This window comes from Streptococcus timonensis (assembly GCF_047463455.1).
Lineage (GTDB): Bacteria > Bacillota > Bacilli > Lactobacillales > Streptococcaceae > Streptococcus > Streptococcus timonensis_B.
The window spans coordinates 85,350-108,371 of record NZ_JASHDV010000004.1 but is presented as its reverse complement, the minus strand read 5'-3'; the positions used below and the strand labels follow the sequence as shown (position 1 = coordinate 108,371).

At 39.7% G+C, this 23,022-nt stretch carries 17 protein-coding genes; 15 read left to right on the top strand and 2 right to left on the bottom strand.

Features of this window, described 5'->3' with window-relative positions:
• Positions 1–255: 255 nt before the first annotated feature.
• From QM847_RS07390 to polA, 13 genes are all read left to right on the top strand, one after another.
• The gene (locus QM847_RS07390) at positions 256–1,035 is read left to right on the top strand and encodes an enoyl-CoA hydratase/isomerase family protein (RefSeq protein ID WP_269797869.1); all 780 of its coding nucleotides are present in this window, start codon (positions 256–258) and stop codon (positions 1,033–1,035) included.
• A gap of 16 nt (positions 1,036–1,051) precedes the next feature.
• Positions 1,052–1,777, top strand: coding sequence for a CoA transferase subunit A (locus tag QM847_RS07385; protein ID WP_414354774.1), 726 nt, complete (start codon positions 1,052–1,054; stop codon positions 1,775–1,777).
• Position 1,778: 1 nt separating this feature from the next.
• Positions 1,779–2,429 (top strand): 3-oxoacid CoA-transferase subunit B, encoded by a 651-nt coding sequence (locus QM847_RS07380; RefSeq protein ID WP_075565155.1) that lies wholly within the window; start codon positions 1,779–1,781, stop codon positions 2,427–2,429.
• Positions 2,430–2,553: 124 nt separating this feature from the next.
• On the top strand, positions 2,554–3,462 hold the full coding sequence (locus QM847_RS07375; RefSeq protein ID WP_269797867.1) for a LysR substrate-binding domain-containing protein: 909 nt from the start codon (positions 2,554–2,556) through the stop codon (positions 3,460–3,462).
• Positions 3,463–3,478: 16 nt separating this feature from the next.
• Positions 3,479–4,591 carry an acyl-CoA dehydrogenase gene (locus QM847_RS07370; RefSeq protein ID WP_414354772.1) on the top strand — a complete coding sequence of 371 codons (1,113 nt, stop codon included), beginning with the start codon at positions 3,479–3,481 and terminating at the stop codon, positions 4,589–4,591.
• A gap of 4 nt (positions 4,592–4,595) precedes the next feature.
• Positions 4,596–5,510: an MBL fold metallo-hydrolase gene (locus QM847_RS07365; protein WP_414354771.1), complete on the top strand. Its 915-nt coding sequence runs from the start codon at positions 4,596–4,598 to the stop codon at positions 5,508–5,510.
• Positions 5,511–5,618: 108 nt separating this feature from the next.
• On the top strand, positions 5,619–6,557 hold the full coding sequence (locus QM847_RS07360; protein ID WP_269797864.1) for a DUF561 domain-containing protein: 939 nt from the start codon (positions 5,619–5,621) through the stop codon (positions 6,555–6,557).
• A 178-nt stretch (positions 6,558–6,735) separates the two neighbouring features.
• Positions 6,736–8,709: a DHH family phosphoesterase gene (locus QM847_RS07355; RefSeq protein ID WP_414354769.1), complete on the top strand. Its 1,974-nt coding sequence runs from the start codon at positions 6,736–6,738 to the stop codon at positions 8,707–8,709.
• Positions 8,706–9,158, top strand: a complete 453-nt coding sequence (gene rplI / locus QM847_RS07350) for a 50S ribosomal protein L9 (protein WP_269797862.1) — start codon at positions 8,706–8,708, stop codon at positions 9,156–9,158. Before QM847_RS07355 ends, rplI begins: the two co-directional genes overlap by 4 nt.
• A gap of 42 nt (positions 9,159–9,200) precedes the next feature.
• Positions 9,201–10,559 (top strand): replicative DNA helicase, encoded by a 1,359-nt coding sequence (dnaB, locus tag QM847_RS07345; RefSeq protein ID WP_269797861.1) that lies wholly within the window; start codon positions 9,201–9,203, stop codon positions 10,557–10,559.
• Positions 10,556–10,828, top strand: a complete 273-nt coding sequence (locus QM847_RS07340; RefSeq protein WP_075565140.1) for a Veg family protein — start codon at positions 10,556–10,558, stop codon at positions 10,826–10,828. Before dnaB ends, QM847_RS07340 begins: the two co-directional genes overlap by 4 nt.
• 96 nt (positions 10,829–10,924) lie before the next feature.
• Positions 10,925–12,067 carry an SH3 domain-containing protein gene (locus QM847_RS07335; RefSeq protein ID WP_414354768.1) on the top strand — a complete coding sequence of 381 codons (1,143 nt, stop codon included), beginning with the start codon at positions 10,925–10,927 and terminating at the stop codon, positions 12,065–12,067.
• Between the two features lie 64 nt (positions 12,068–12,131).
• On the top strand, positions 12,132–14,765 hold the full coding sequence (polA, locus tag QM847_RS07330) for a DNA polymerase I (protein ID WP_414354767.1): 2,634 nt from the start codon (positions 12,132–12,134) through the stop codon (positions 14,763–14,765).
• 105 nt (positions 14,766–14,870) lie between these two features.
• Here the strand turns inward: polA and QM847_RS07325 are convergent, their stop codons facing one another.
• Complete coding sequence (locus QM847_RS07325) at positions 14,871–16,319, bottom strand: APC family permease (protein ID WP_414354765.1); 1,449 nt, start codon at positions 16,317–16,319, stop codon at positions 14,871–14,873.
• A 426-nt stretch (positions 16,320–16,745) separates the two neighbouring features.
• Entirely contained in the window at positions 16,746–18,833 is a 2,088-nt protein-coding gene (locus QM847_RS07320) for a GH92 family glycosyl hydrolase (RefSeq protein ID WP_414354763.1), read from the bottom strand.
• A 172-nt stretch (positions 18,834–19,005) separates the two neighbouring features.
• On the opposite strand from QM847_RS07320, the gene QM847_RS07315 reads away from it, so the two are divergent.
• Complete coding sequence (locus tag QM847_RS07315; RefSeq protein WP_414354762.1) at positions 19,006–20,286, top strand: glycoside hydrolase family 125 protein; 1,281 nt, start codon at positions 19,006–19,008, stop codon at positions 20,284–20,286.
• A 76-nt stretch (positions 20,287–20,362) separates the two neighbouring features.
• Positions 20,363–23,008 carry an alpha-mannosidase gene (locus QM847_RS07310; protein ID WP_414354761.1) on the top strand — a complete coding sequence of 882 codons (2,646 nt, stop codon included), beginning with the start codon at positions 20,363–20,365 and terminating at the stop codon, positions 23,006–23,008.
• The last annotated feature ends 14 nt before the right edge of the window (positions 23,009–23,022 follow it).

Sequence of the window (23,022 nt, the reverse complement as noted above, 5' to 3'; positions counted from 1 at the left end):
AAAATGTATTATATCTTACCTGAAATCTCCTCGGAGAATTTCGGGTAAGATATTTTTTATTCTAAATAATTAGAAGTCTAAAGTATCAAAATAAAAGCGCTTTCCTATAAGATAAACTTATAGTTCCAAGCATAAATACTAAGTGGACGGTTGTTAATAAATAAGGTATTATTATAATGTAAGCACTTACATTAGTATCAGTATTTGTTGACGCAGTACTCTATACTCAAAATAACTTAAAGTAGGAGGAGAATAATGAGTAATACAGTTTTATTAGAGGTTAAAGATGGTATCGGTTATATCACCATTAACCGCCCAGCAGCTTTGAACGCGTTGAGTTCAGAGGTTTTGACGGATTTAAATCTTGTTTTGGATGAAGTAGAAAAACATGAAGACATCCGTGTTGTTATTTTGACTGGCCAAGGTGATAAAGCATTTGTTGCAGGGGCTGATATTAAGGAAATGGACCAAATGTCTCCAATCCAAGCCTTCGAATACATGACATATGCCAATGATACATTTACCCGTCTGTCTGATCTTACTCAACCGACTATTGCAGTTCTTAATGGATATGCTTTGGGAGGCGGTTTGGAGCTTGCACTCTCAACGGATATTAGAATTGGCTTTGAAAAGACGATGGTAGGATTCCCTGAAGTTGGCTTGGGTATCATTCCTGGTTTCGCAGGAACACAAAGAATGTCTCGTTTGATCGGTACTAGCAAGACAAAAGAATTGATCTACACTGCTAGAATCGTCAAAGGAAATGAAGCCTATGACCTAGGAATTTTGAACAAACTTGTTCCAGCTGAGGAATTATTGTCATCTGCTGAAGAACTAGCTAAAAGCATCATGAAAAATGCTCCGTTGGCTGTTGAAAAAGCTAAGCATGTCATTCAAGTTGGTTCAGAACTTCCTCTTAAGAATGCAATTCGTTTAGAGACAGAAGCTGAAGCTCTTCTCTTCTCTACTGAAGACAAAGTTGAAGGAATGCGTGCTTTTGTTGAAAAACGTAAAGCCGTGTTCAACCGTAAATAAAAATTGAGGTGTTAGTATGAAAGCTGTTTTATCATTACAAGAAGCTATTTCTAAAGTAAAACCTGGTAATGTCGTAGGGATTTCAGGATTCCTTGCTGTTGGTGAACCTTTGGAGTTAATCGAAGAGTTGGTTAGACAAAATCAACAAGATTTGACTTTGGTTTCAGTTGTTACTTCACATCCAGGTAAAGAAGTGGGTGTTGGACGCCTTTGTGAAAACCACCAAGTTAAAAAATATGTTGCTGCCCACATTGGTACATCTCCTGCTGCTCAAAAAGCATACTTTAGTGGAGAAATGGAAGTAGAATTCACTCCAATGGGTACTGTTGTTGAACGTCTTCACGCTGCTGGAGCAGGTCTTGGAGGAGTTTTGACACCGACAGGAGTTGGTACTATTTTAGAAAATAACCATGAAAAAGTAGTTCGCAATGGTCGCGAGTACCTCATTTATGACCCGCTAAAACTTGACGTAGCATTGATTAAAGCTACAAAAGCTGATAAGTACGGAAACTTGTACATTGATGGTACGACTAAGAACATTTCATTGCAACTAGCTCTTGCAGCAGATACAGTTATCGTTGAAACAAATGAAATTGTTGAAGTTGGTGAAATTAAACCGGATGACATCTATATTCCAGGTATCCTTGTTGACTATGTAGTCCAAGGCTTAACTCCAGAAGAACACCACAAGATGATGGGTGACCTCTGGACAGAGACTAATAAATTAGCGGGGGTAAAATAATATGAAACCAAAAGAAATTATTGCAAGACGTGTTGCTCTTGAATTTAAAGATGGTGATGTTGTAAACCTTGGATTTGGTATTCCAAATGCTTCTGCAGACTTCATCCCAGAAGGTGTTAACGTAATCCTTCAAGCAGAAAATGGTGCCCTTCGCTTTGGTGAAACACCAACTAAAGATAATTACAATCCAAACCTAGCAAACTCAGGTGGTGCACCAATTACTCTCCTTCCAGGAGCTGCTTTGTTTGACTTGCAAACATCATTTGCAATTATTCGTGGTGGTCACGTTGATGCGACTGTTCTTGGAGCTCTTGAAGTAAGCCAAGACGGAAGCATTGCAAACTGGATTATCCCAGGAAAATTTGCACCAGGTATGGGTGGAGCGATGGACCTTTTGGTAGGTGCTAAACGCGTTATTGGAGCAATCCAACATACTACAGGTGGCGAATCAAAACTTTTGAAAGAGTGCACATTGCCTCTATCAGCTAAAGGTGTTTTAGATCTTGTCATTACAGAACTAGCTGTTTTTGGATTCAAAGATGGTAAATTCTTGTTGAAAGAAGTTGCACCAGGTGTAACTGTAGAAGAAGTTCTTGAAAAAACAGCCGGTGACGTTATTGTTGCAGAAGATGTAAAGACAATGCCTATCTAGGCTAATATTGGCTATTTTCTTCTGAACATGATATTATATATGTAAACGATACTATCGCCTTTTTAGGCGGTAGTATCAATTGGTATCTAAGTGAAAAAATAAATGGAAGTAAGGTGATAGCTAAGTGGATATTATACAAATGAACTATTTCATTAATATAGTCGAATGTGGTTGCAATCTATCGATTGCAGCAAAGAAAATCCATATTAGTCAGTCAGCCTTAAGTCAATTTGTAACAAATTTTGAAGCAGCTGAGGGAATCCAATTATTCAATCGAAAGAATGGTAGATTGGAAAGTTTGACTGAGGCAGGACGAAAGATTTATCGTTTTGCCACAGAAATTGTTAATCGTCACGAAGAGATGCTTTCAATGATTCATATTGAATCACAAAAGCAGAGAGGGACTATTAATCTTGGTATTCCTTCTTTGATATTAAGAACGTTCTTCTCAAACGCTCTACCGCATTTTTTGAGAAACAACCCTCACATCTATATTCAAGTTATAGAGGGTGGAGGGAAAGAAATTCACCAAAAAATGAGTGACGGTGATTTGAACCTAGCATTTTTAATTGAGCCAACAAACTTAGATGCACAAAAATTTGAACAACATATTATTCATTTAGACGAGTATGTTGCTTATATGGATAAACATCATCCATTAGCACAGAAAGAAGCGCTAGATTGGTCTGATCTTGCTGATTATGATTTAGCAATCTTTAATAAAACATTTACGACTTATGATTTGGTGGTCGAGAAACTTCGTTCACAACGTATAAATACTAAATTTGCTTATTTATCATCTACTTGGGACTTTTTAATTGAGTCTACTTATCAAACAGATTTGATTACAATTTTACCAAAATCTGTTGAAACTCTTGTAGATAGTAGTCGCTTCCAAACTGTTCGATTTAATGACCCGATTCCTTTTAATGTTTGGTTCTGTAGACCGTACAAGGATTCCTACAACGAGGTCGAATCCTATGTGTATGAAGAATTGTTAAAAGGGTATTATCAACCTTTGTCTGAAAATTAGCTTGGGGTGAAGAGTAATGGTCTACAATGATAACCTTGCTAAAAGGTATAATGCAGAGATAAGCAGTCTAATTGCAAGCTATTTTGAGCAAAGAACAGATAAAAATCAATTTCCAAGAGAATTGTTCGATAAGTTTATTGAATCTTTTGATATATTTTCATCCATCGTAAGGGATGAAGATTCGATTTTAAGTGAAGAATTCATGACTTTTATTCGTTTAATCTCAAAAGAATTTGCTGCTTTTTCGACAGTTTTATTAACCCAGGCTTGCTATGGGATTTATCCTATTAATCGATACGGTAGTCCCAAACAAAAAAGTCTATATCTTGAAAAATTAATTAAAGGAGAGATATTGGCTGGTCTAGGTTTTTCTGAGGGATATCTTGGCGAAAATCTAGAATTAGTGAATACAACTGCGACTAAAACAAGTAATGGATGGCGTCTTTCAGGTAAGAAATCGATTGTTTCAAATTGCCGTTTTACGGATATACTTTTTATATTTGCCAAAGTAGAAAATGATGAAAAGAAACCGTCGTTTGGATTTTTTATCGTAGACACTAAGGCCCCAGGTGTTTACTTTGGAGAAGATATCCCTAAACAAGGACTAAAAGGTTTACCAATCAGTTCAGTTACTTTTGATAATATTGAATTATCAGAGGATAGTTTATTAGGGATGACTTTAGCTGGTCAAGAACAGTTAAATGACTTTGTTCGAAAGCTTCAATTAGGTTTAAGCGCAGTTTCTATTGGAATTTCCGAAGGAGCTTTTGAAAAAGGTTTATCTTTTCTAAAGGTGAAACGTGGTTTTGGTAAGAGGTTGATTGATGCGACGATTTATCAACATCAATTTGCTGATTTATATACAAAACTATGTGCAGCAGAAGCGTATTTCAATTCATATAAAAATCAAATGTTAGATGATTCTTTGTATGTTTCACAGATTAAATTATTTACTACAAAAGTAGCTATTGAAATTTCTGAAGAGATTATCAGATTAATAGGTCCGCTACAAGCACAGGATAAAAACCCGATTGATCGTTATTTAAAAGATGCTAAAACTATTGAAAGTTACGGGAAATCTGGAGACTCAATTCGAAAAAGAATAGCACACCAGTGGCTAAAGGAGTAATAAAATGACAGGACTCAAGTTGCAAGAGTATCAATTTCATGATATGAAATTGACATGGCTACGAGGAGCTGATAAATTAACAGATGCAGGGACATTATTTGGTCCTGTTCCAAAAGTTGTGTGGTCACGTTACTACCCAACTAATGAAGCGAATATGATGTCAGAGTTGACAGATCCAATCCTCATTCAATATCAAGGGAAGAATTACCTGATGGATGCAAGTTTCGATACGGCAAAATTGTCTGAGAAACAAAGACGCAATCTTGGAATTTTATCTGAAAGTAAAATTGAAGAGAGTTTAGAGCTTTTAGGCTTGTCTCCAGAGAAGATTGATTATGTACTAATGACACATATGCACCATGACCATTCAGGTGGTTTGACACGCGTTAATTCTGAGGGCAATCTTGTTTCTAAGTTTCCAAATGCAAAGATTATTGTCAATGATATAGAATGGTACGAGATGAGAAATCCAAATAATCGTACTCGCGGAACTTATCTGAAAGAGAATTGGGAACCGATTCAGGACCAAGTTACAACTTTCTCTGATTCTGTTGAGATTATTCCAGAAATTCAAATGATTCATACAAGCGGACATAGTAACGGTCACTGTATTATTTTACTTAAACAAGGTGAAGATACAATGATTCACATGGGGGATTTGATGCTAACACACGCTCATCGAAATCCACTATGGGTCCCAGCTGTAGATGATTATCCAATGAAATCTATTTCAGCAAAAGAAAAATGGCTTAAGCAAGCCTTTGAAAATGGTTATAAATTCTTCTTCTATCATGATCAATTTTTTGCAGTTGCAGAATTTGATAAAGAAGGTAAAGAATTTGTGAACTATGTTTTACGCTCACGTCCACCAGTGATTCCATTTACAGAACAGCAAGATCGTAGACCGGACTTTTTATAATAGTTGCGTATAAGGAGACAAATGACTAAATTCTCTTGTTTGTTAGATACAGGAAAATAGCCTGTTGAATTTCAAACAAAACTGAACCGAAAATAAAGGAGTAAACATATGTCTATTACTAAACTTTTGCAAATTAAATACCCTATTTTCCAAGGAGCTATGGCTCAAATTTCTCACTATCAACTTGCTGCTGCTGTTTCAGAAGCTGGAGGACTAGGAATTATTGCCTCTGGTGGTATGACAGGAGAACAACTTCGCGAAGAAATTCGTGAATTGAGAAAATTAACTGACAAACCTTTTGGTGTTAACATCATGTTAATGATGAAAAACATCAAGGATATTGTAACAGTTATTATCGAAGAAAAAGTTCCAGTTGTTACTACTGGTGCAGGAACTCCAAAACATATCATGCCATATTTGAAAGAAGCTGGCGTTAAAGTGATTCCTGTGGTTGCTAGTGTAAAACATGCTCAAAAAATGCAAGAACTTGGGGTTGATGCAGTTGTTGCTGAAGGTTCAGAAGCAGGAGGACACATTGGTGACACCAACACTATGGCTTTGATTCCACAAATTGTAGACGCTGTTGATATTCCTGTTATCGCTGCGGGTGGTATTGCTGATGGTCGTGGATTGGCTGCTGCCTTTACACTTGGAGCTCAAGGTGTACAAATGGGTACTATCTTCTTGGCTTCAAACGAATGTCCAATTGCTGATGCTTATAAAGAAGCTGTCCTTGCAGCAAATGATACAGCAACTGCTGTTACTGGACGTATTGCAGGAGCTCCTGTTCGTTGTATTCGCAATGAAATGACAGACCACTACATCGAATTAGAACAAAAAGGTACAAACCGTGAAGAGCTTGAGGAAATTACTATCGGTTCACTTTCTAAAGCTGTTTACGAAGGTGATACTGTGCATGGTTCAATGATGAGTGGACAAATTGCAGGTATGGTAAAAGAAATTAAACCATGTAAAGAAATCATCGAAACAATTGTGGCAGAAGCACAAGAACGTCTTAAACAGGTTGAAATCTCAGTAGGCGAATAATCTATTTTACAGAATAAATTCATAAGGCAAATATAGAAGTATATCTATAGGAGGGCGACTTAATCGCCCTCCTTTTTCTTTAAAAGCTTGATGCAACACTTGTCTAGCATGTCTATAAACTTCCTTAAGTTCGCTTTTTGCCTCTATTTATGGTATAATAATGCGCAAGAGGTTTCGAATGAAAAAAAATGAAAAAAATCCCTTTTTAATATACCTATTTTCTATGACGGCATTTACAGTCATGTCTGTATTGGTTATTTTCTTGAAAGATGATTTTGTCACAATAGCAAGCCTATTTTTCTTTATTGTAGCATTTTTAGTGTTATTTAATTTTCAGAGAAAATGCTATCAGAAAACTGAAATTGAGCAAATTCAATATGTAAACCACCAAGCTGAAGATAGTCTAAGTACACTATTAGAACGGATGCCGGTTGGAGTAATCAAACTCAATATGGATAGTATTGAAATTGAATGGTTTAATCCCTATGCCGAGCTAATTCTAACAACCGAAGATGGGGAGATTGATATTTCCCAAGTTCAAGAAATCATAAAAGCGTCTATATCCTCTCCTGGTGTTTATGCCAATATTGGAGAGAAGCGTTACGCTGTTCATCTTGACAGAAATTCTGGAGTTTTATACTTTTTTGATGTGTCAGGAGAGTATGAAGCGACAGTTGAACTGGCTACTAGTCGTCCAGTTATTGGTGTTATCTCAGTTGATAACTATGATGATTTAGAAAATGAAACGTCTGAATCTGATATCAGCCAGATCAATAGCTTTGTTGCCAATTTTGTCGAGGAATTTACAAGACAGCATAAGATGTTTTCACGTCGCGTTGGCATGGATCGCTTTTACCTGTTTACAGACTATATCGTTCTTGAAAATTTGATGAAGGATAAGTTCTCTGTCATTGATACCTTCCGTGAGGAAGCTAAACAAAGGAATCTACCTTTAACGATTAGTATGGGACTTTCATATGGAGACGGTGATCACGAGAGCATTGGTAAGGTTGCTTTATCCAACCTTAACTTAGCTGAAGTTCGTGGCGGAGATCAGGTTGTCGTACGAGAAAATGATGAGACTAAGAATCCAGTCTACTTTGGTGGAGGCTCTGTTGCGTCTGTTAAACGTACAAGAACTCGTACGAGAGCAATGATGACTGCAATATCAGAGAAGCTGAAGAGTGTTGATAGTGTATTCATCGTTGGGCATAAAAACTTAGACATGGATGCTCTAGGATCGGCTGTCGGTATGCAGTTATTTTCTAGCAATGTAATGGACGAGTCCTATGTTGTTTATGATGCTGAGCAAATGTCTCCTGATATTCATAGAGCTATAGAATTTTTAGAAAACGAGGGTGTTACAAAACTTCTACCTCTAACTGAAGCAATGGATATGGTGACGACACGTTCATTATTAGTTATGGTTGACCATTCTAAGACAGCCTTGACACTCTCAAAAGACTTCTATGACTTGTTTACTCAAACAATCGTCATCGACCATCATCGACGAGATCAGGACTTCCCTGACAATGCAGCTATTACCTATATTGAAAGCGGAGCTAGCAGTGCAAGTGAATTAGTGACTGAGTTAATTCAGTTCCAAAATTCTAAGAAGATTCGATTGAGTCGTATTCAAGCAAGCCTACTGATGGGTGGTATGATGCTTGATACTAAGAATTTCACGTCTCGTGTGACTAGTCGAACTTTTGATGTGGCTAGCTATTTACGAACACGTGGAAGTGATAGTGTTGTAATTCAAGATATATCAGCGACTGATTTTGAAGAGTACCGTTTAGTAAATGAATTAATTTTACAAGGCCAAATGGTGCAACCATCTATTCTGGTAGCCCAAGCTATAGAGAATAAGGAATATGATACGGTTGTCATTAGTAAAGCGGCAGATGCCATGCTTGCTATGTCAGGTATAGAAGCTAGTTTTGTAGTTGCAAGAAATCTCCAGGGAGATATTTCTATTTCTGCTCGTAGTCGCAGTAAGATTAACGTTCAACGTATTATGGAAGAGTTAGGCGGTGGTGGTCACTTTAATTTAGCAGCAGCGCGTTTGAGTGATATGACCCTACAGGAAGCCGGAGATAAATTAAAGAAAGTAATCTTTAATGATATAACAGAAAAGGAGACAGAAGAATGAAGGTAATCTTTTTAGCAGATGTTAAAGGTAAAGGAAAAAAAGGCGAAATTAAGGAAGTTCCTACAGGTTATGCACAAAACTTCTTAATCAAGAAAAATCTTGCTAAAGAAGCAACAGCTCAAGCTATTGGAGAGTTGCGTGGTAAGCAGAAATCAGAAGAAAAAGCGCATGCTGAACTTTTAGCTGAAGCACAAGAAATCAAAGCAAAACTTGAAGCTGAAGAAACGATTGTTGAGTTTGTAGAGAAGGTAGGTCCAGATGGACGTACTTTTGGTTCGATTACCAATAAGAAAATTGCTGAAGAACTCCAAAAACAATTTGGAATTAAAATTGATAAACGTCACATCCAAGTGCAAGCGCCAATTCGAGCAGTTGGTTTGATTGATGTACCTGTAAAGATTTATCAAGATGTAACTAGCGTCATCAATCTTCGTGTAAGAGAAGGTTAAGCTAGATTTGAGTAACGTTTTTGTAAGAGGAAGGAAAGTCTGATGGCAGAAGTAGCAGAACTACGAGTTCAGCCCCAGGATATTTTGGCAGAACAATCTGTGTTGGGAGCTATATTTATTGATGAAAGCAAGCTCGTATTTGTCCGAGAATATATTGATTCTCAGGACTTCTTTAAGTATGCTCACCGTTTGATTTTTCAGGCTATGGTGGATCTGTCTGATCGTGGCGAAGCAATTGATGCAACAACTGTTCGTACCATTTTAGATAATCAGAATGATTTACAAAATATTGGTGGCCTGTCCTACCTTGTTGAAATCATCAACTCTGTTCCAACCTCTGCCAATGCTGAGTATTATGCAAAAATTGTGGCAGAAAAAGCCATGCTTCGTCGCTTGATAGCTAAATTGACAGATTCTGTTAATCAAGCTTATGAAGCGTCTAGTCCTGTGGATGAAATTATTGCTCAGGCAGAAAAGGGCTTGATTGATGTTAGCGAAAATGCCAATCGTAGTGGGTTTAGAAATATTCGTGATATTCTAAACCTGAACTTTGGAAATTTAGAAACTCGCTCACAACAAACATCTGATATTACAGGAATTGCTACTGGTTATCAAGATTTGGATCATATGACTACAGGTTTACATGAGGAAGAGTTGATTATTATAGCAGCTCGTCCTGCTGTTGGTAAGACGGCCTTTGCTTTAAATATTGCTCAAAACATTGGAACCAAGTTAGATAAAACAGTTGCTATCTTCTCGCTAGAGATGGGGGCAGAGAGCTTAGTCGACCGTATGTTGGCTGCTGAAGGTTTGGTAGAGTCTCACTCTATCCGTACAGGGCAATTGACTGAGGAAGAGTGGCGCAAATATACGATTGCTCAAGGTAATCTTGCAAAAGCAAGTATCTATATCGATGATACACCAGGGATTCGAATCACAGAGATTCGTTCTCGTGCGAGAAAATTGTCACAGGAAACAGGTAATCTTGGTTTAATTTTGATTGACTACCTACAGCTAATCACAGGAACTGGTCGAGAAAATCGACAGCAAGAAGTTTCTGAAATTTCTCGTCAGTTGAAGATTCTAGCAAAGGAACTCAAAGTTCCAGTCATTGCCCTTAGTCAGTTATCTCGTGGAGTTGAGCAACGCCAAGATAAAAGACCAGTTTTATCCGATATTCGTGAATCGGGATCTATCGAGCAAGATGCGGATATTGTAGCCTTTCTTTACCGTGAAGACTACTATGATAGAACTGGTGGAGAAGAGGAAGGTCTTCCGAATAATAAGGTAGAAGTCATTATTGAGAAAAACCGTAGCGGTGCTCGTGGGACAGTTGAGTTGATTTTCCAAAAAGAATATAACAAATTTTCAAGTATTTCAAAGAGAGAGGAACAAAGATGACAGATGCATTTACAGATGTAGCTAAGATGAAAAAAATCAAAGAAGAAATCAAGGCGCATGAAGGACAAGTCGTTGAGATGACCCTAGAAAATGGTCGTAAACGTCAAAAAAATAAGTTAGGAAAATTGATAGAAGTGTATCCGTCACTCTTTATCGTTGAGTTTGGTAATGTTGAAGGAGATAAACAAGCTAATGTCTATGTTGAATCCTTTACTTACTCAGATATCTTAACTGAAAAGAATTTGATTCGATACTTGGACGAGGAATAATTATCTAAAAGTGGGAAATTTCCCACTTTTTTCTTTTTCTCCCGAATAAGTTATTTGAGGATAACCTCAAAAATTTATATCACTAAAGGAGAATGAATGACATTTACTAAAGCAGGAAATAAAAAGGCTATTACTCTAAAAAAAGCTACTGTAGGAACAGCTTCCCTATTGCTGGCAGGTGCTTTTTTATTTGGAGCTGGATCTGTTCAGGCTGATCAATTGGCTCAAGCCTCTAGAGCACGAGGGGATGATTACCCTCATTACTATAAAAATGGAAGCCAAGATATTGACAAATGGCGTCTATACTCTAGACAATGCACTTCTTTCGCTGCTTTTCGTTTAAGTAACGCCAATGGATTTGAGCTACCTCCAGCATACGGAAATGCTAGGGAGTGGGGCTATCGTGCTCAACGAGAAGGTTATCGTGTGGATAAGACTCCGACAATTGGTTCAATTGCTTGGGACGGAAGCGGAGACTATGGCCACGTTGCATGGGTTTCAAATGTTTTTGGTGATATGATTGAAATTGAAGAATACAACTATGGATATACAGGTAAGTATAATCGTCGAACGATAAAAGCAAGTTCTATGACAGGCTTCATTCACTTTAAGGATCTGGGAGTTACGAGTAAAGCTCCTATTGTACCTGTAACTCCATCCCTTGGGACTCCTGGGACTCATTTGTTTACAGAAAAAGCTGCTATTATGAACCAGCCATCACAACAGGCTGCGATTATTGACTATTATTACCCTGGAGAAAGTGTTCATTACGATCAGACTCTTGAAAAAGATGGCTATAAATGGCTTTCTTATCTATCCCGAACTGGTAGTAGAAGATATGTCCAGCTAACTAAAATAGCCACCTCTAAGAGTGGATGGGAAAAACAGGGGACAACTTGGTACTATTATGAAAATGGGAAAGTCGGTCTTGGTTGGAAAAAGATAAACGGCAGTTGGTACTATTTCCAAACAAGTGGTGCCATGAGAACAGGTTGGCTAAAAGACGGTTCCAAGTGGTATTACCTGAAATCGTCTGGAGAAATGCAGACGGGTTGGTTGAAGGACAAAGGCATTTGGTATTATTTTGAAAGCTCAGGAGCTATGAAAACAGATCAGTGGTTCCAGGTTTCAGGGAAATATTATTACGTGAATGCATCTGGAGAATTGGCAGTAGATACGACAATCGATGGATTCCAAGTTGATAGCAATGGTGCGCGAGTTGAAAAAACATCCCAATAAGCCTTCTCCTTTAATCTAACTCTTAGCAATGGTATTTTTCCCTGCTTTCCTATATAATGGGTGTATGGACAAGAAAAAATTATTATTGATTGATGGTTCTTCGGTTGCTTTCCGAGCATTCTTTGCACTTTATCAGCAACTGGATCGTTTTAAAAATGACAATGGACTACATACCAATGCAATCTATGGATTTCATCTGATGCTAAATCACCTATTGGAACGTGTCCAACCGAGTCATATCCTGGTTGCTTTTGATGCAGGAAAGACAACTTTCCGTACAGAGATGTATGCTGATTATAAGGGTGGCCGTGCTAAGACTCCGGATGAGTTTCGTGAGCAATTTCCCTTTATTCGTGAGTTGCTAGACCATCTTGGGATTCGTCATTATGAGTTGGCCCAGTATGAAGCAGATGATATCATTGGTACCTTGGGACGCTTGGCTGAAAAGGATTCTTTTGATGTAACTATCGTCAGTGGAGACAAGGACTTGATTCAGTTGACGGATGAACATACAGTGGTTGAGATTTCTAAGAAAGGTGTAGCTGAATTTGAGGCGTTTACACCAGAATATCTCATGGAAAAGATGGGCATCACACCAGCTCAGTTCATTGATCTTAAAGCCCTCATGGGAGATAAGTCAGATAATATCCCTGGTGTAACTAAGATTGGTGAAAAGACTGGGATCAAGCTCTTGTTAGAACATGGCTCGCTTGAAGGTATTTATGAAAATATTGACAGCATGAAGGCTTCAAAGATGAAGGAAAATCTTGTCAATGACAAGGAACAAGCCTTTCTGTCTAAAACACTAGCTACCATCGACACGAAAGCGCCAATCGAGATAGGTCTGGATGATTTGGTCTATAGTGGGCCAAATGTGGAAAACCTTGGGAAATTCTACGATGAGATGGGCTTTAAGCAGCTCAAGCAAGCCTTGAATGCTTCTCAGACTAACCAAGCTGAGACTTTGAATTTCACTATGGTGGATAAAGTAAGTCAAGATATGCTGAGTGCCGACTCTATCTTTCTCTTTGAACTTTTTGGTGAAAATTACCATACAGATGACTTGGTTGGTTTGGCCTGGTCATGCGGAGACAAGCTCTATGCTACAGATAAGCTGGAACTTCTGCAGGATCCGATTCTTAAGGATTTTCTAGAAAAAACATCTCTGAAAGTGTATGACTTTAAGAAAGCTAAAGTTCTCTTAAATCGCTTTGGTTTGAATTTACAGGCTCCTGCTTTTGACAGCCGTTTGGCTAAGTATCTTCTCTCAACAGTAGAGAATAATGAAATTTCAACCATTGCTAGTCTATACGGTAAGACATATTTACCTGATGATGAAACCTTCTACGGCAAGGGTGTCAAGAAAGCTATCCCTGAGCGAGAGAAATTCTTGGAACACTTAGCTCGTAAGGTTGCTGTTTTAGTTGAAACTGAACCTGTTTTACTTGACAAGTTAAGTGAAAACGGTCAATTAGACCTCCTCTATGAGATGGAGCAACCTCTGGCCCTTGTTCTAGCTAAGATGGAAATCGCTGGGATCAAGGTCAAAAAAGAAACTTTGCTTGAGATGCAAGCTGAAAATGAGCTTGTTATTGAAAAGCTGACGCAAGAGATTTATGAACTAGCTGGTCAGGAATTTAATATCAACTCGCCTAAACAACTTGGTGAATTGCTTTTTGAAAAGCTAGGTCTCCCTCTCGAATACACCAAGAAAACCAAGACCGGTTACTCGACAGCGGTAGATGTCCTGGAACGTCTAGCCCCTATTGCCCCAATTGTTAAGAAAATTCTTGATTACCGTCAGATTGCTAAGATTCAATCGACTTATGTGATTGGTTTGCAGGACTGGATTTTGCATGATGGCAAGATTCACACGCGCTATGTCCAAGATTTAACTCAGACAGGGCGTCTGTCTAGTGTGGATCCAAACTTGCAAAATATTCCTGTGCGCTTGGAACAAGGTCGCCTCATTCGTAAGGCTTTCGTGCCAGAGTGGGAGGATAGTGTCCTTCTCAGCTCTGACTATTCACAGATTGAATTGCGCGTTTTGGCGCATATCTCTAAAGATGAGCATTTAATCAAGGCTTTCCAAGAGGGAGCTGATATCCATACCTCGACAGCCATGCGTGTCTTTGGAATTGAACGTCCTGAGGATGTGACTCCAAACGACCGTCGTAATGCCAAGGCCGTCAACTTTGGAGTGGTTTACGGAATTTCAGACTTTGGTTTATCCAATAACCTAGGTATCAGCCGTAAAGAGGCTAAGGCTTACATTGAAACCTATTTTGAACGCTTCCCAGGAATCAAAAACTACATGGATGAAGTCGTTCGTGAGGCGCGTGATAAGGGTTATGTAGAGACTCTCTTCAAACGTCGTCGTGAGTTGCCAGATATCAATTCGCGTAACTTTAACATTCGTGGTTTTGCAGAGCGTACAGCTATCAACTCCCCTATTCAAGGTTCGGCTGCAGATATTCTCAAAATCGCTATGATTCAGCTAGATAAAGCCTTGGTAGCAGGTGGTTATCAGACTAAGATGCTGTTACAAGTACACGATGAAATTGTACTTGAGGTGCCTAAGTCAGAATTAGCTGCCATTAAAAAAATCGTCAAACAAACCATGGAAGAAGCCATTCAACTCAGTGTGCCTCTTATTGCTGATGAAAATGAAGGCGTGACTTGGTATGAGGCCAAATAAAAAATAGACTATTAGACAAAAAGAATCCCCTTGAACATTATGGTTCAAAGGGGATTTTTCTTTCAGGAAAAGACAAAAGTGATACTATCTAGCTAATAGTAGGATTTATTTGATTTGTTTCTTTTGTTCTTTTTTGGCAAGTACTGGTAGAATCACACCTAATCCAATCAGAATAATTGGAGTCAAGATGTTTGTAATAAGAGAGAATTGCCAAGCCGTTGGATTCTCAGCGTAGTTAATTTTTGGAACCATACCTAGGATACAAGCAAAGGCAGTGAAGAGGAAGCACCAAGTACCGATCACAAAGCCAAGCTTAGGATTGTTCACAAACTTGTATTCGGCATTTTTGTATGTTTTCCAAGCACGGTTGAGCATCATATAGGCAAGGAATACCCAAAGATAACGCATCGGCATCACGATAGAATTGAGGTTGGTCATCCATTTTACAAGTCCGTCAATTTCCTGAATACCAAAAATTGGAAGGATGATGATAAGGCTAACGAGGACACCTGTAAGGAGGTAACCGTTAATGAGGATACCTTTTTCAGTACGTTTACGAAGCCAGCTTGGGATGTAGTTTTCATCAGCGTTATTGAGAAGGATTTGCAATGGTGCGTCAATAGAGAAGGCAAGCGCTGCTATTTGTCCGACCATGTTTGTAAGAGCGTAGATCACAACAAATAGGTTTCCAACTCCCCAAGAATTTCCTAACATTTGGAAGGCTTGATAAGCACCATTACGCATGAGGTCTTCGGGGATGTTATTGCCATCAAATAGCATTCCCATGGCAACTGAACCAAGGATAGCAGAGAGACCTACCATGATTGCCATGACAATCATACCTTTTGGAAATTCTTTTGCAGGGTTGCGAGTTTGATTCACATAAGGGGAAATTTTTTCACAACCACCAACTGCAAAGACTAGTAGTGAGATCGTTGTAAAATAAGAAAAATCAAAATTTGGAATGTAGGTACTCAGTTGATCCATATGTGGTGTCGCAAACTGGATGTCTGGTTTAATGAAAGGCAGACCGACAGCCAAAAGCACGAAGAGTAGAGACATAACCAACATAGCACTTCCCGCCAAGCTACCAATGACTTTTAGAGTTGCCAATCCCTTTGTAGAAAGGTAGAGGAAAAGTCCAAAGATTAGCAAGCAGAGAATAACAATCCAGTGGAAGTCAATTTGTTTTAGAAATTGTCCATTACCCTGCAAGGCCCATCCAAGCGGAATAAGGATTCCTTGAGGCTTTTGTGCGAGGTAAGGAATGTGAACAACCCAGTAGGTCCAAGCAGCGAAGTAGGCGAGGCGTTTGGTTGATGTTTTTTCAACCCATTCACTAACACCGCTTCCGCTTTCCTTGAAGGTAGAACCTAGTTGTCCGACGATGAGTGAATATGGGATAAAGTAGAGTGCGAGGATTAAAACCCAAGATACGACTACTGAAATCCCCTGTTGAGAATAGTTGTTGACGACGTTTCCGAGTCCCCAAACCATGTTGAAAGCAATCAGAGAAACCATCAGCCAATTAAGTTGGTGTTGATCTTTTTTCATAATGTCTCCTTTTCTGATAATTTTAGTATATCATGTTTTTTTGAAAGCGCCTAACAAAATTTGAAAATTACTATAAAAAAAGTAAAAGCTAGCTAACAGATAGGGAATAAGGCTTGTTGGTTTAGAAAAAGATTATCCACAACCTGTGGATAAGTCGAGGTGAAAACAACAACTGTCTCTTTATAATTTTAATAGGAAAAAGAGAGACGAAATTTATAGAATAGGAAACAAATCAATCTTTTATAAACCTTGTTAGGACAAGGTTTATAGACTTTTTTCTATTGTAAATCCTATGAACTTGGATTGGAAAGATATTTTGGAAAAACTTGAAAATCTTTTCCGAAAAAAACTTGAAGGTTATTCACAGTCTGTGGATAACTTTATATGGATAAGAAGACCCCTTTGTCAGACACAAAGGGGCTTAGTTTATTGATGGTTTGGTAACCAACTGAGATTAAAGTCAAGGGTTTGAGCATTCAGCAATTCCTGATGGCTGATGCTTTCTTTTTCTTTCCCGTCCAATCGACAGTCTTGGACAAAGTGGAAGTGTTCATGATTTTGCTGAGTACGAATATCCAACCTCTTATCTTTTTCTGCAAGATAGACACGAAGGTGGTCAAAGAGTGGAATTCCAATGTCATAGTTTGCTTTTCCTGGGCAGGTCGGGTAAAGTCCAAGAGCAGACCAGACATGCCAAGCCGATAAACTACCGTTATCTTCATCTCCTGGATAAGCATCCCAGCCAGCTCGGAAGGCTTTTTGACGGAGGGTCTTGATTAAGAGACTAGTATATTGGGGATAATTACTATAGCGGAAAAGATAAGGGATGTGGAAACTTGGTTGGTTGGAAATGGCTAGTTGACCAAATGGTGCTGTTGCCATTTCACTCATCTCATGGATCTCATAACCATAGCCCGTCGTTTCAAAGAGTGGGAGACTTTGACAAGCTTTCAAAAGATAGTTGCTAAAGGCTTCTTTCCCACCCATTAGCTGGCTAAGTCCAGAAATATCATGTAAAACACCAAGACTGGCCTGAATAGCTGAACACTCAGCGTAATCACGGCCCCAACTATAAGGAGAAAAATCAGGACGGAAGTTGCCATCTACATCACGCGCCCTCATGTAGCCTGTTTCAGGGTCAAATAGATTTTGATAATTCTTAGAATATTGAGCATAGATTTGAGCCAGCTCTTCTTGACCTAATTTTGCTGCGCAAGTAGAGATACAAAAATCACTATAAGCATAGTCTAGGGTATGGCTGACACTTTCATGATAATCTGTGGATAGGTAGCCTAGCTCTTGGTATTGGGCCAGACCGTGGCGTCCGTTGATAGCTTTTGGATCAGCCTTAGTCGCAGTTTCAAGCATAGCTTTGAGAAATTCTTCTTCAAGCTCAGGAGCCATATCTTTACAAGCACTGTCAGCAATAAGACCATCAATCAAAGTACCAGGCATCATTCCTCGTTCGTCAGGCGCCAGCCACTTAGGGAGATATCCCGTGTCGCGGTAGCTATTGAGGAAGCCTTCCAGAAATTGGCGATAGCGATCTGGAATAATCAAGGCAAAGAGTGGGAATGAAGTACGGAAGGTATCCCAAAAACCATTATTGGTAAAGAGCAGACCGGGCTTGATCGTTCTTGAAGCGAGGTCCATATGGATGTTTTCGCCTTGCTCATTTACCTCATAAAAGGTTTGCGGGAAGAGGAAAAGTCTGTAGAGGCAATGGTCAAAAAATGTTCGGTCTACTGAGCCGGTTTCTACGACATCAAAACGGCCTAGAAGGTCTTCCCAACTTTCTTTGGCATCTGCTTTTGTTTCTTCAAAATCTTGTTTAGGAAGATTAAAGAGGGCTTGTTCTTTGGAAATAAAAGAAGTTGCCAGTTGAACCTGAGCTTCCGCTCCAGTCAAGTCAATACGCCAGTCTTGTCCTTCTTGTTTGATAGATAATATTTCTACTGAAAATGCGAGGGCAGTGAACATGACTAGGGGACTTTTGTTTGTTTCGGTTAATCCGCTTTGTCGAATGTCGATAGTACGATTATCCACTTGCTCTAATGTTAAGTCATCAGCTGCATGCAGATAGAGTGAGATCTTCTTGCCTTGTATCTGTCTTAGTTGAATAGAAGCCCCATAGCAAGTCGGACTTAACTGGGTTTCAATCTGATAACGCTCAGAAAAAATTCTGAGATAATGGGGATTGAAAATAGCACGATCAAGGTTATAAGAAGACTGACGATGGAAGAGGTTGTCGCCACTGATTTCTCCTGTAACAGGTGTCAGTAGTAACCAAGAATAGTCGCCGATCCAAGGGCTAGGCTGATGGGTTAGTCGAATACCCTGAAAGATAGGAAGATGGGGATCAAAAAACCAAGACCCTTCCTGGTCACTCGTTTGTGGAACAAAGTAATTCATCCCAAAAGGCACACCTGTGTAAGGTAGGGTATTTCCCCGAGAAAAGGCATGCTTGCTCGCGGTGCCAAAGCGGGTATCAATGGTTTCAAGTATCGGTTTCATAGCGATTTCCTTCAGTAGTTTTCTACATTATATCAGAAAAAGGATACTTTTAGAAAATGACTTCAAAATATAACAATTTTGTAGAATAATGACTAACATTTGTGTATATATTTTCTGGACTAAAAGCTATATACTGAAAATGAAAATTTGTTTGAAAGAGGCAAAATAGTTTATGGTTTATTCAAAAGAAATTGTCAGAGAGTGGCTAGATGAGGTAGCGGAGCGTGCTAAAGATCATCCTGAATGGGTAGATGTCTTTGAGCGTTGCTATACAGACACTTTAGACAATACAGTTGAAATCTTAGGAGATGGCTCGACCTTTGTGCTGACTGGGGATATCCCAGCTATGTGGCTTCGGGACTCGACTGCTCAGCTTAGACCATACCTCCATGTGGCAAAAAGAGATCCTCGTTTGCGCCAGACCATTGCTGGTTTGGTTAAACGCCAGATGACTTTGATTCTCAAGGATCCCTATGCCAACTCTTTCAATATTGAGGAGAACTGGAAGGGTCACCACGAGACCGACCATACAGATCTCAATGGCTGGATTTGGGAGCGCAAGTATGAAGTAGATTCGCTTTGCTATCCCTTGCAGTTGGCTTACCTCCTTTGGAAAGAAACTGGTGAGACTAGCCAGTTTGATGAAACTTTTGTTACGGCGACCAAGGAAATCCTTCATCTTTGGACGGTTGAGCAAGATCACAATAACTCACTATACCGTTTCGTCCGTGATACCGATCGTAAGGAAGATACCTTGGTAAATGACGGCTTTGGTCCTGACTTTGCTGTAACAGGAATGACCTGGTCAGCTTTCCGTCCAAGCGATGACTGCTGTCAGTATAGCTACTTGATTCCGTCAAATATGTTCGCAGTCGTTGTCTTAGGTTATGTCCAAGAAATCTTTGCAGAATTGAATCTAGCTGATAGTGAGAGTATCATTGCAGATGCAAAACGCCTGCAAGCTGAAATCCAAGAAGGGATCGAAAATTACGCCTACACGACTAACAGCAAGGGCGAGAAGATCTATGCCTTTGAAGTAGACGGTCTAGGAAATGCTAGCATCATGGATGACCCTAACGTACCAAGTTTGTTAGCTGCTCCATATCTTGGTTACTGCGATGTGAACGATGAAGTCTATCAAGCAACTCGTCGCACCATTCTCAGCCCGGAAAATCCTTACTTCTACCAAGGAAAATACGCTAGCGGTCTCGGAAGCTCTCATACTTTCTATCGTTATATCTGGCCCATTGCCCTATCAATTCAAGGCTTAACATCTACAGATAAAGCTGAGAAAAAATACTTGCTAGACCAACTAGTTGCCTGTGATGGGGGAACAGGTGTGATGCATGAAAGCTTTCACGTAGATGATCCAACTCTCTACTCACGCGAATGGTTCTCATGGGCCAACATGATGTTCTGCGAATTGGTCTTGGATTACCTGGATATTCGCTAATGAGCCTTAGCTCGATAGGTTCTTGTAAAGAATCACAAATATATTTTTAAATTTAAGTTAGAATGAGGTTTTACTCATGGAAAATGTTGTTGTACATATCATCTCTCACAGTCACTGGGATCGTGAGTGGTATCTACCTTTTGAAAGTCACCGTATGCAATTGGTGGAACTTTTTGACAATCTTTTTGATCTCTTTGAAAATGATCCTGAGTTTAAGAGTTTCCACTTGGATGGACAAACCATTGTCCTTGATGACTATTTAGAAATTCGCCCTGAAAACCGTGACAAGGTGCAGCGTTATATTGACGAAGGGAAACTCAAGATTGGACCTTTCTACATCTTGCAGGATGATTACTTAATCTCCAGTGAAGCCAATGTCCGCAATACCTTGATTGGTCAAGCTGAATGTGCCAAATGGGGCAAATCTACTCAAATCGGTTACTTCCCTGATACCTTTGGGAATATGGGACAAGCTCCTCAAATCCTTCAAAAATCAGGCATTCACGTAGCGGCCTTTGGTCGTGGTGTCAAACCGATTGGATTTGACAACCAAGTCCTAGAAGATGAGCAATTTACCTCTCAATTTTCTGAGATGTACTGGCAGGGTGCGGATGGTAGCCGTGTACTCGGCATTCTCTTTGCTAACTGGTACAGTAACGGGAACGAAATTCCAGTGGATAAAGATGAAGCCTTGACCTTCTGGAAACAAAAATTGGCAGACGTTCGTGACTATGCATCGACCAACCAATGGTTGATGATGAACGGCTGTGACCACCAGCCAGTACAGAGAAATATTAGTGAAGCGATTCGTGTGGCCAACGAACTTTTCCCAGACGTAACCTTTATTCACAGTTCTTTTGATGAATATGTCCAAGCAGTGGAAAGTGCACTTCCTGAACACCTATCAACGGTCACAGGTGAGTTGACTAGCCAGGAAACAGATGGTTGGTACACTCTGGCTAACACCTCTTCATCCCGTATTTACCTCAAACAAGCCTTTCAAGAAAATAGCAACTTGTTAGAGCAGGTCGTGGAACCGTTGACCATTCTCACAGGAGGTCATAACCACAAAGATCAATTGACCTATGCTTGGAAAGTACTTTTACAAAATGCACCACACGACAGTATATGTGGCTGTAGTATTGACGAAGTTCACCGTGAAATGGAAGTTCGTTTTGCCAAAGTTAACCAAGTTGGGAATTTTGTCAAGAGCAATCTTCTCAATGAATGGAAGGGTAAATTAGCTACCCAAAATGCGCAAAGCGACCACCTCTTTACCGTTGTCAACACAGCTTTACATGACAAGGTTGATACAGTCAGTGTTGTAGTGGATGTTGTTACTTGTGATTTCAAAGAATTGCATCCAACAGAAGGCTACAAGAAGATGGCAGCTGTGACTTTGCCAGAGTATCATGTTGAAGATTTGGATGGTCATGTCCTTGAAGCCAAGATTGAAGACTTGGGAGCAAGTTTTGGTTATACTTTGCCTAAGGATAAATTCCGTCAACCCTATATTGCTCGTCAAGTGCGCGTGACACTTCCAGTTCACCTAGCCGCTCTTTCTTGGGCAAGCTTCCAGTTGGTTGAAGGCGAGAGAGAAGGCCACGATGGTATCTACCAAAACGGTGTGATTGACACACCATTCGTAACTGTCAGTGTAGACCAAGGAATCATTGTCTATGACAAGACGACTCATGAAGCTTACGAAGACTTTATCCGATTTGAAGACCGTGGAGACATTGGTAACGAGTACATCTACTTCCAACCAAAAGGAACCGAGCCAATCTACGCTCAACTGAAAGGCTATGAAGTCTTAGAAAACAATGCTCGCTATGCCAAAATCTTACTCAAACATGACTTGACCATTCCAGTCAGTGCTGATGAAAAATTAGATGCTGAACAAAGAGGCATTATTGAGTTTATGAAACGAGATGCAGGTCGTTCAGAAGAGTTGACAACCATTCCTCTTGAAACTGAGATGACCGTCTTTGTGGACAATCCACAGATTCGCTTCAAGACTCGCTTTACCAATACAGCCAAAGACCACCGCATTCGTCTCTTGGTCAAAACTCATAATACACGCCCAAGTAATGATTCTGAAAGCATCTATGAAGTTGTGACAAGACCAAATAAACCGGCAGCTTCTTGGGAAAATCCAGAAAATCCACAACACCAACAAGCCTTTGTCAGCCTTTATGATGATGAAAAGGCTGTAACTGTAGCAAATAAAGGATTGCACGAGTATGAAATCCTTGGAGATGACACCATTGCAGTGACTCTTCTTCGTGCTTCAGGTGAACTTGGAGACTGGGGCTACTTCCCTACTCCAGAAGCCCAGTGCTTGCGTGATGTAGAGGTTGAGTTTGCAGTAGAGTGCCACCAAGCAGGCGAACGCTTCTCGGCCTTTCGTCGTGCCAAGGCCTTCCAAGTGCCATTTACAGGCCTTCAAGTTACAAAACAAGAAGGAAGTGTTGCGGCTACGGGTAGTCTCTTCAACCATCCGGCTTTGAGCTTGCCACAAGTCTGCCCGACAGCCTTTAAGGTGGCTGAAAATGAAGAAGGCTATGTCCTTCGTTACTACAATATGAGTCAAGAAAATGTCCGCATATCTGAAAAACAACAGACCATTCTTGACTTGCTGGAACGCCCATATCCAGTTCACTCAGGATTATTGGCACCACATGAAATTCGTACAGAATTGATTAAAAAAGAAGAAATCTGATTTCAAAAAGTAAA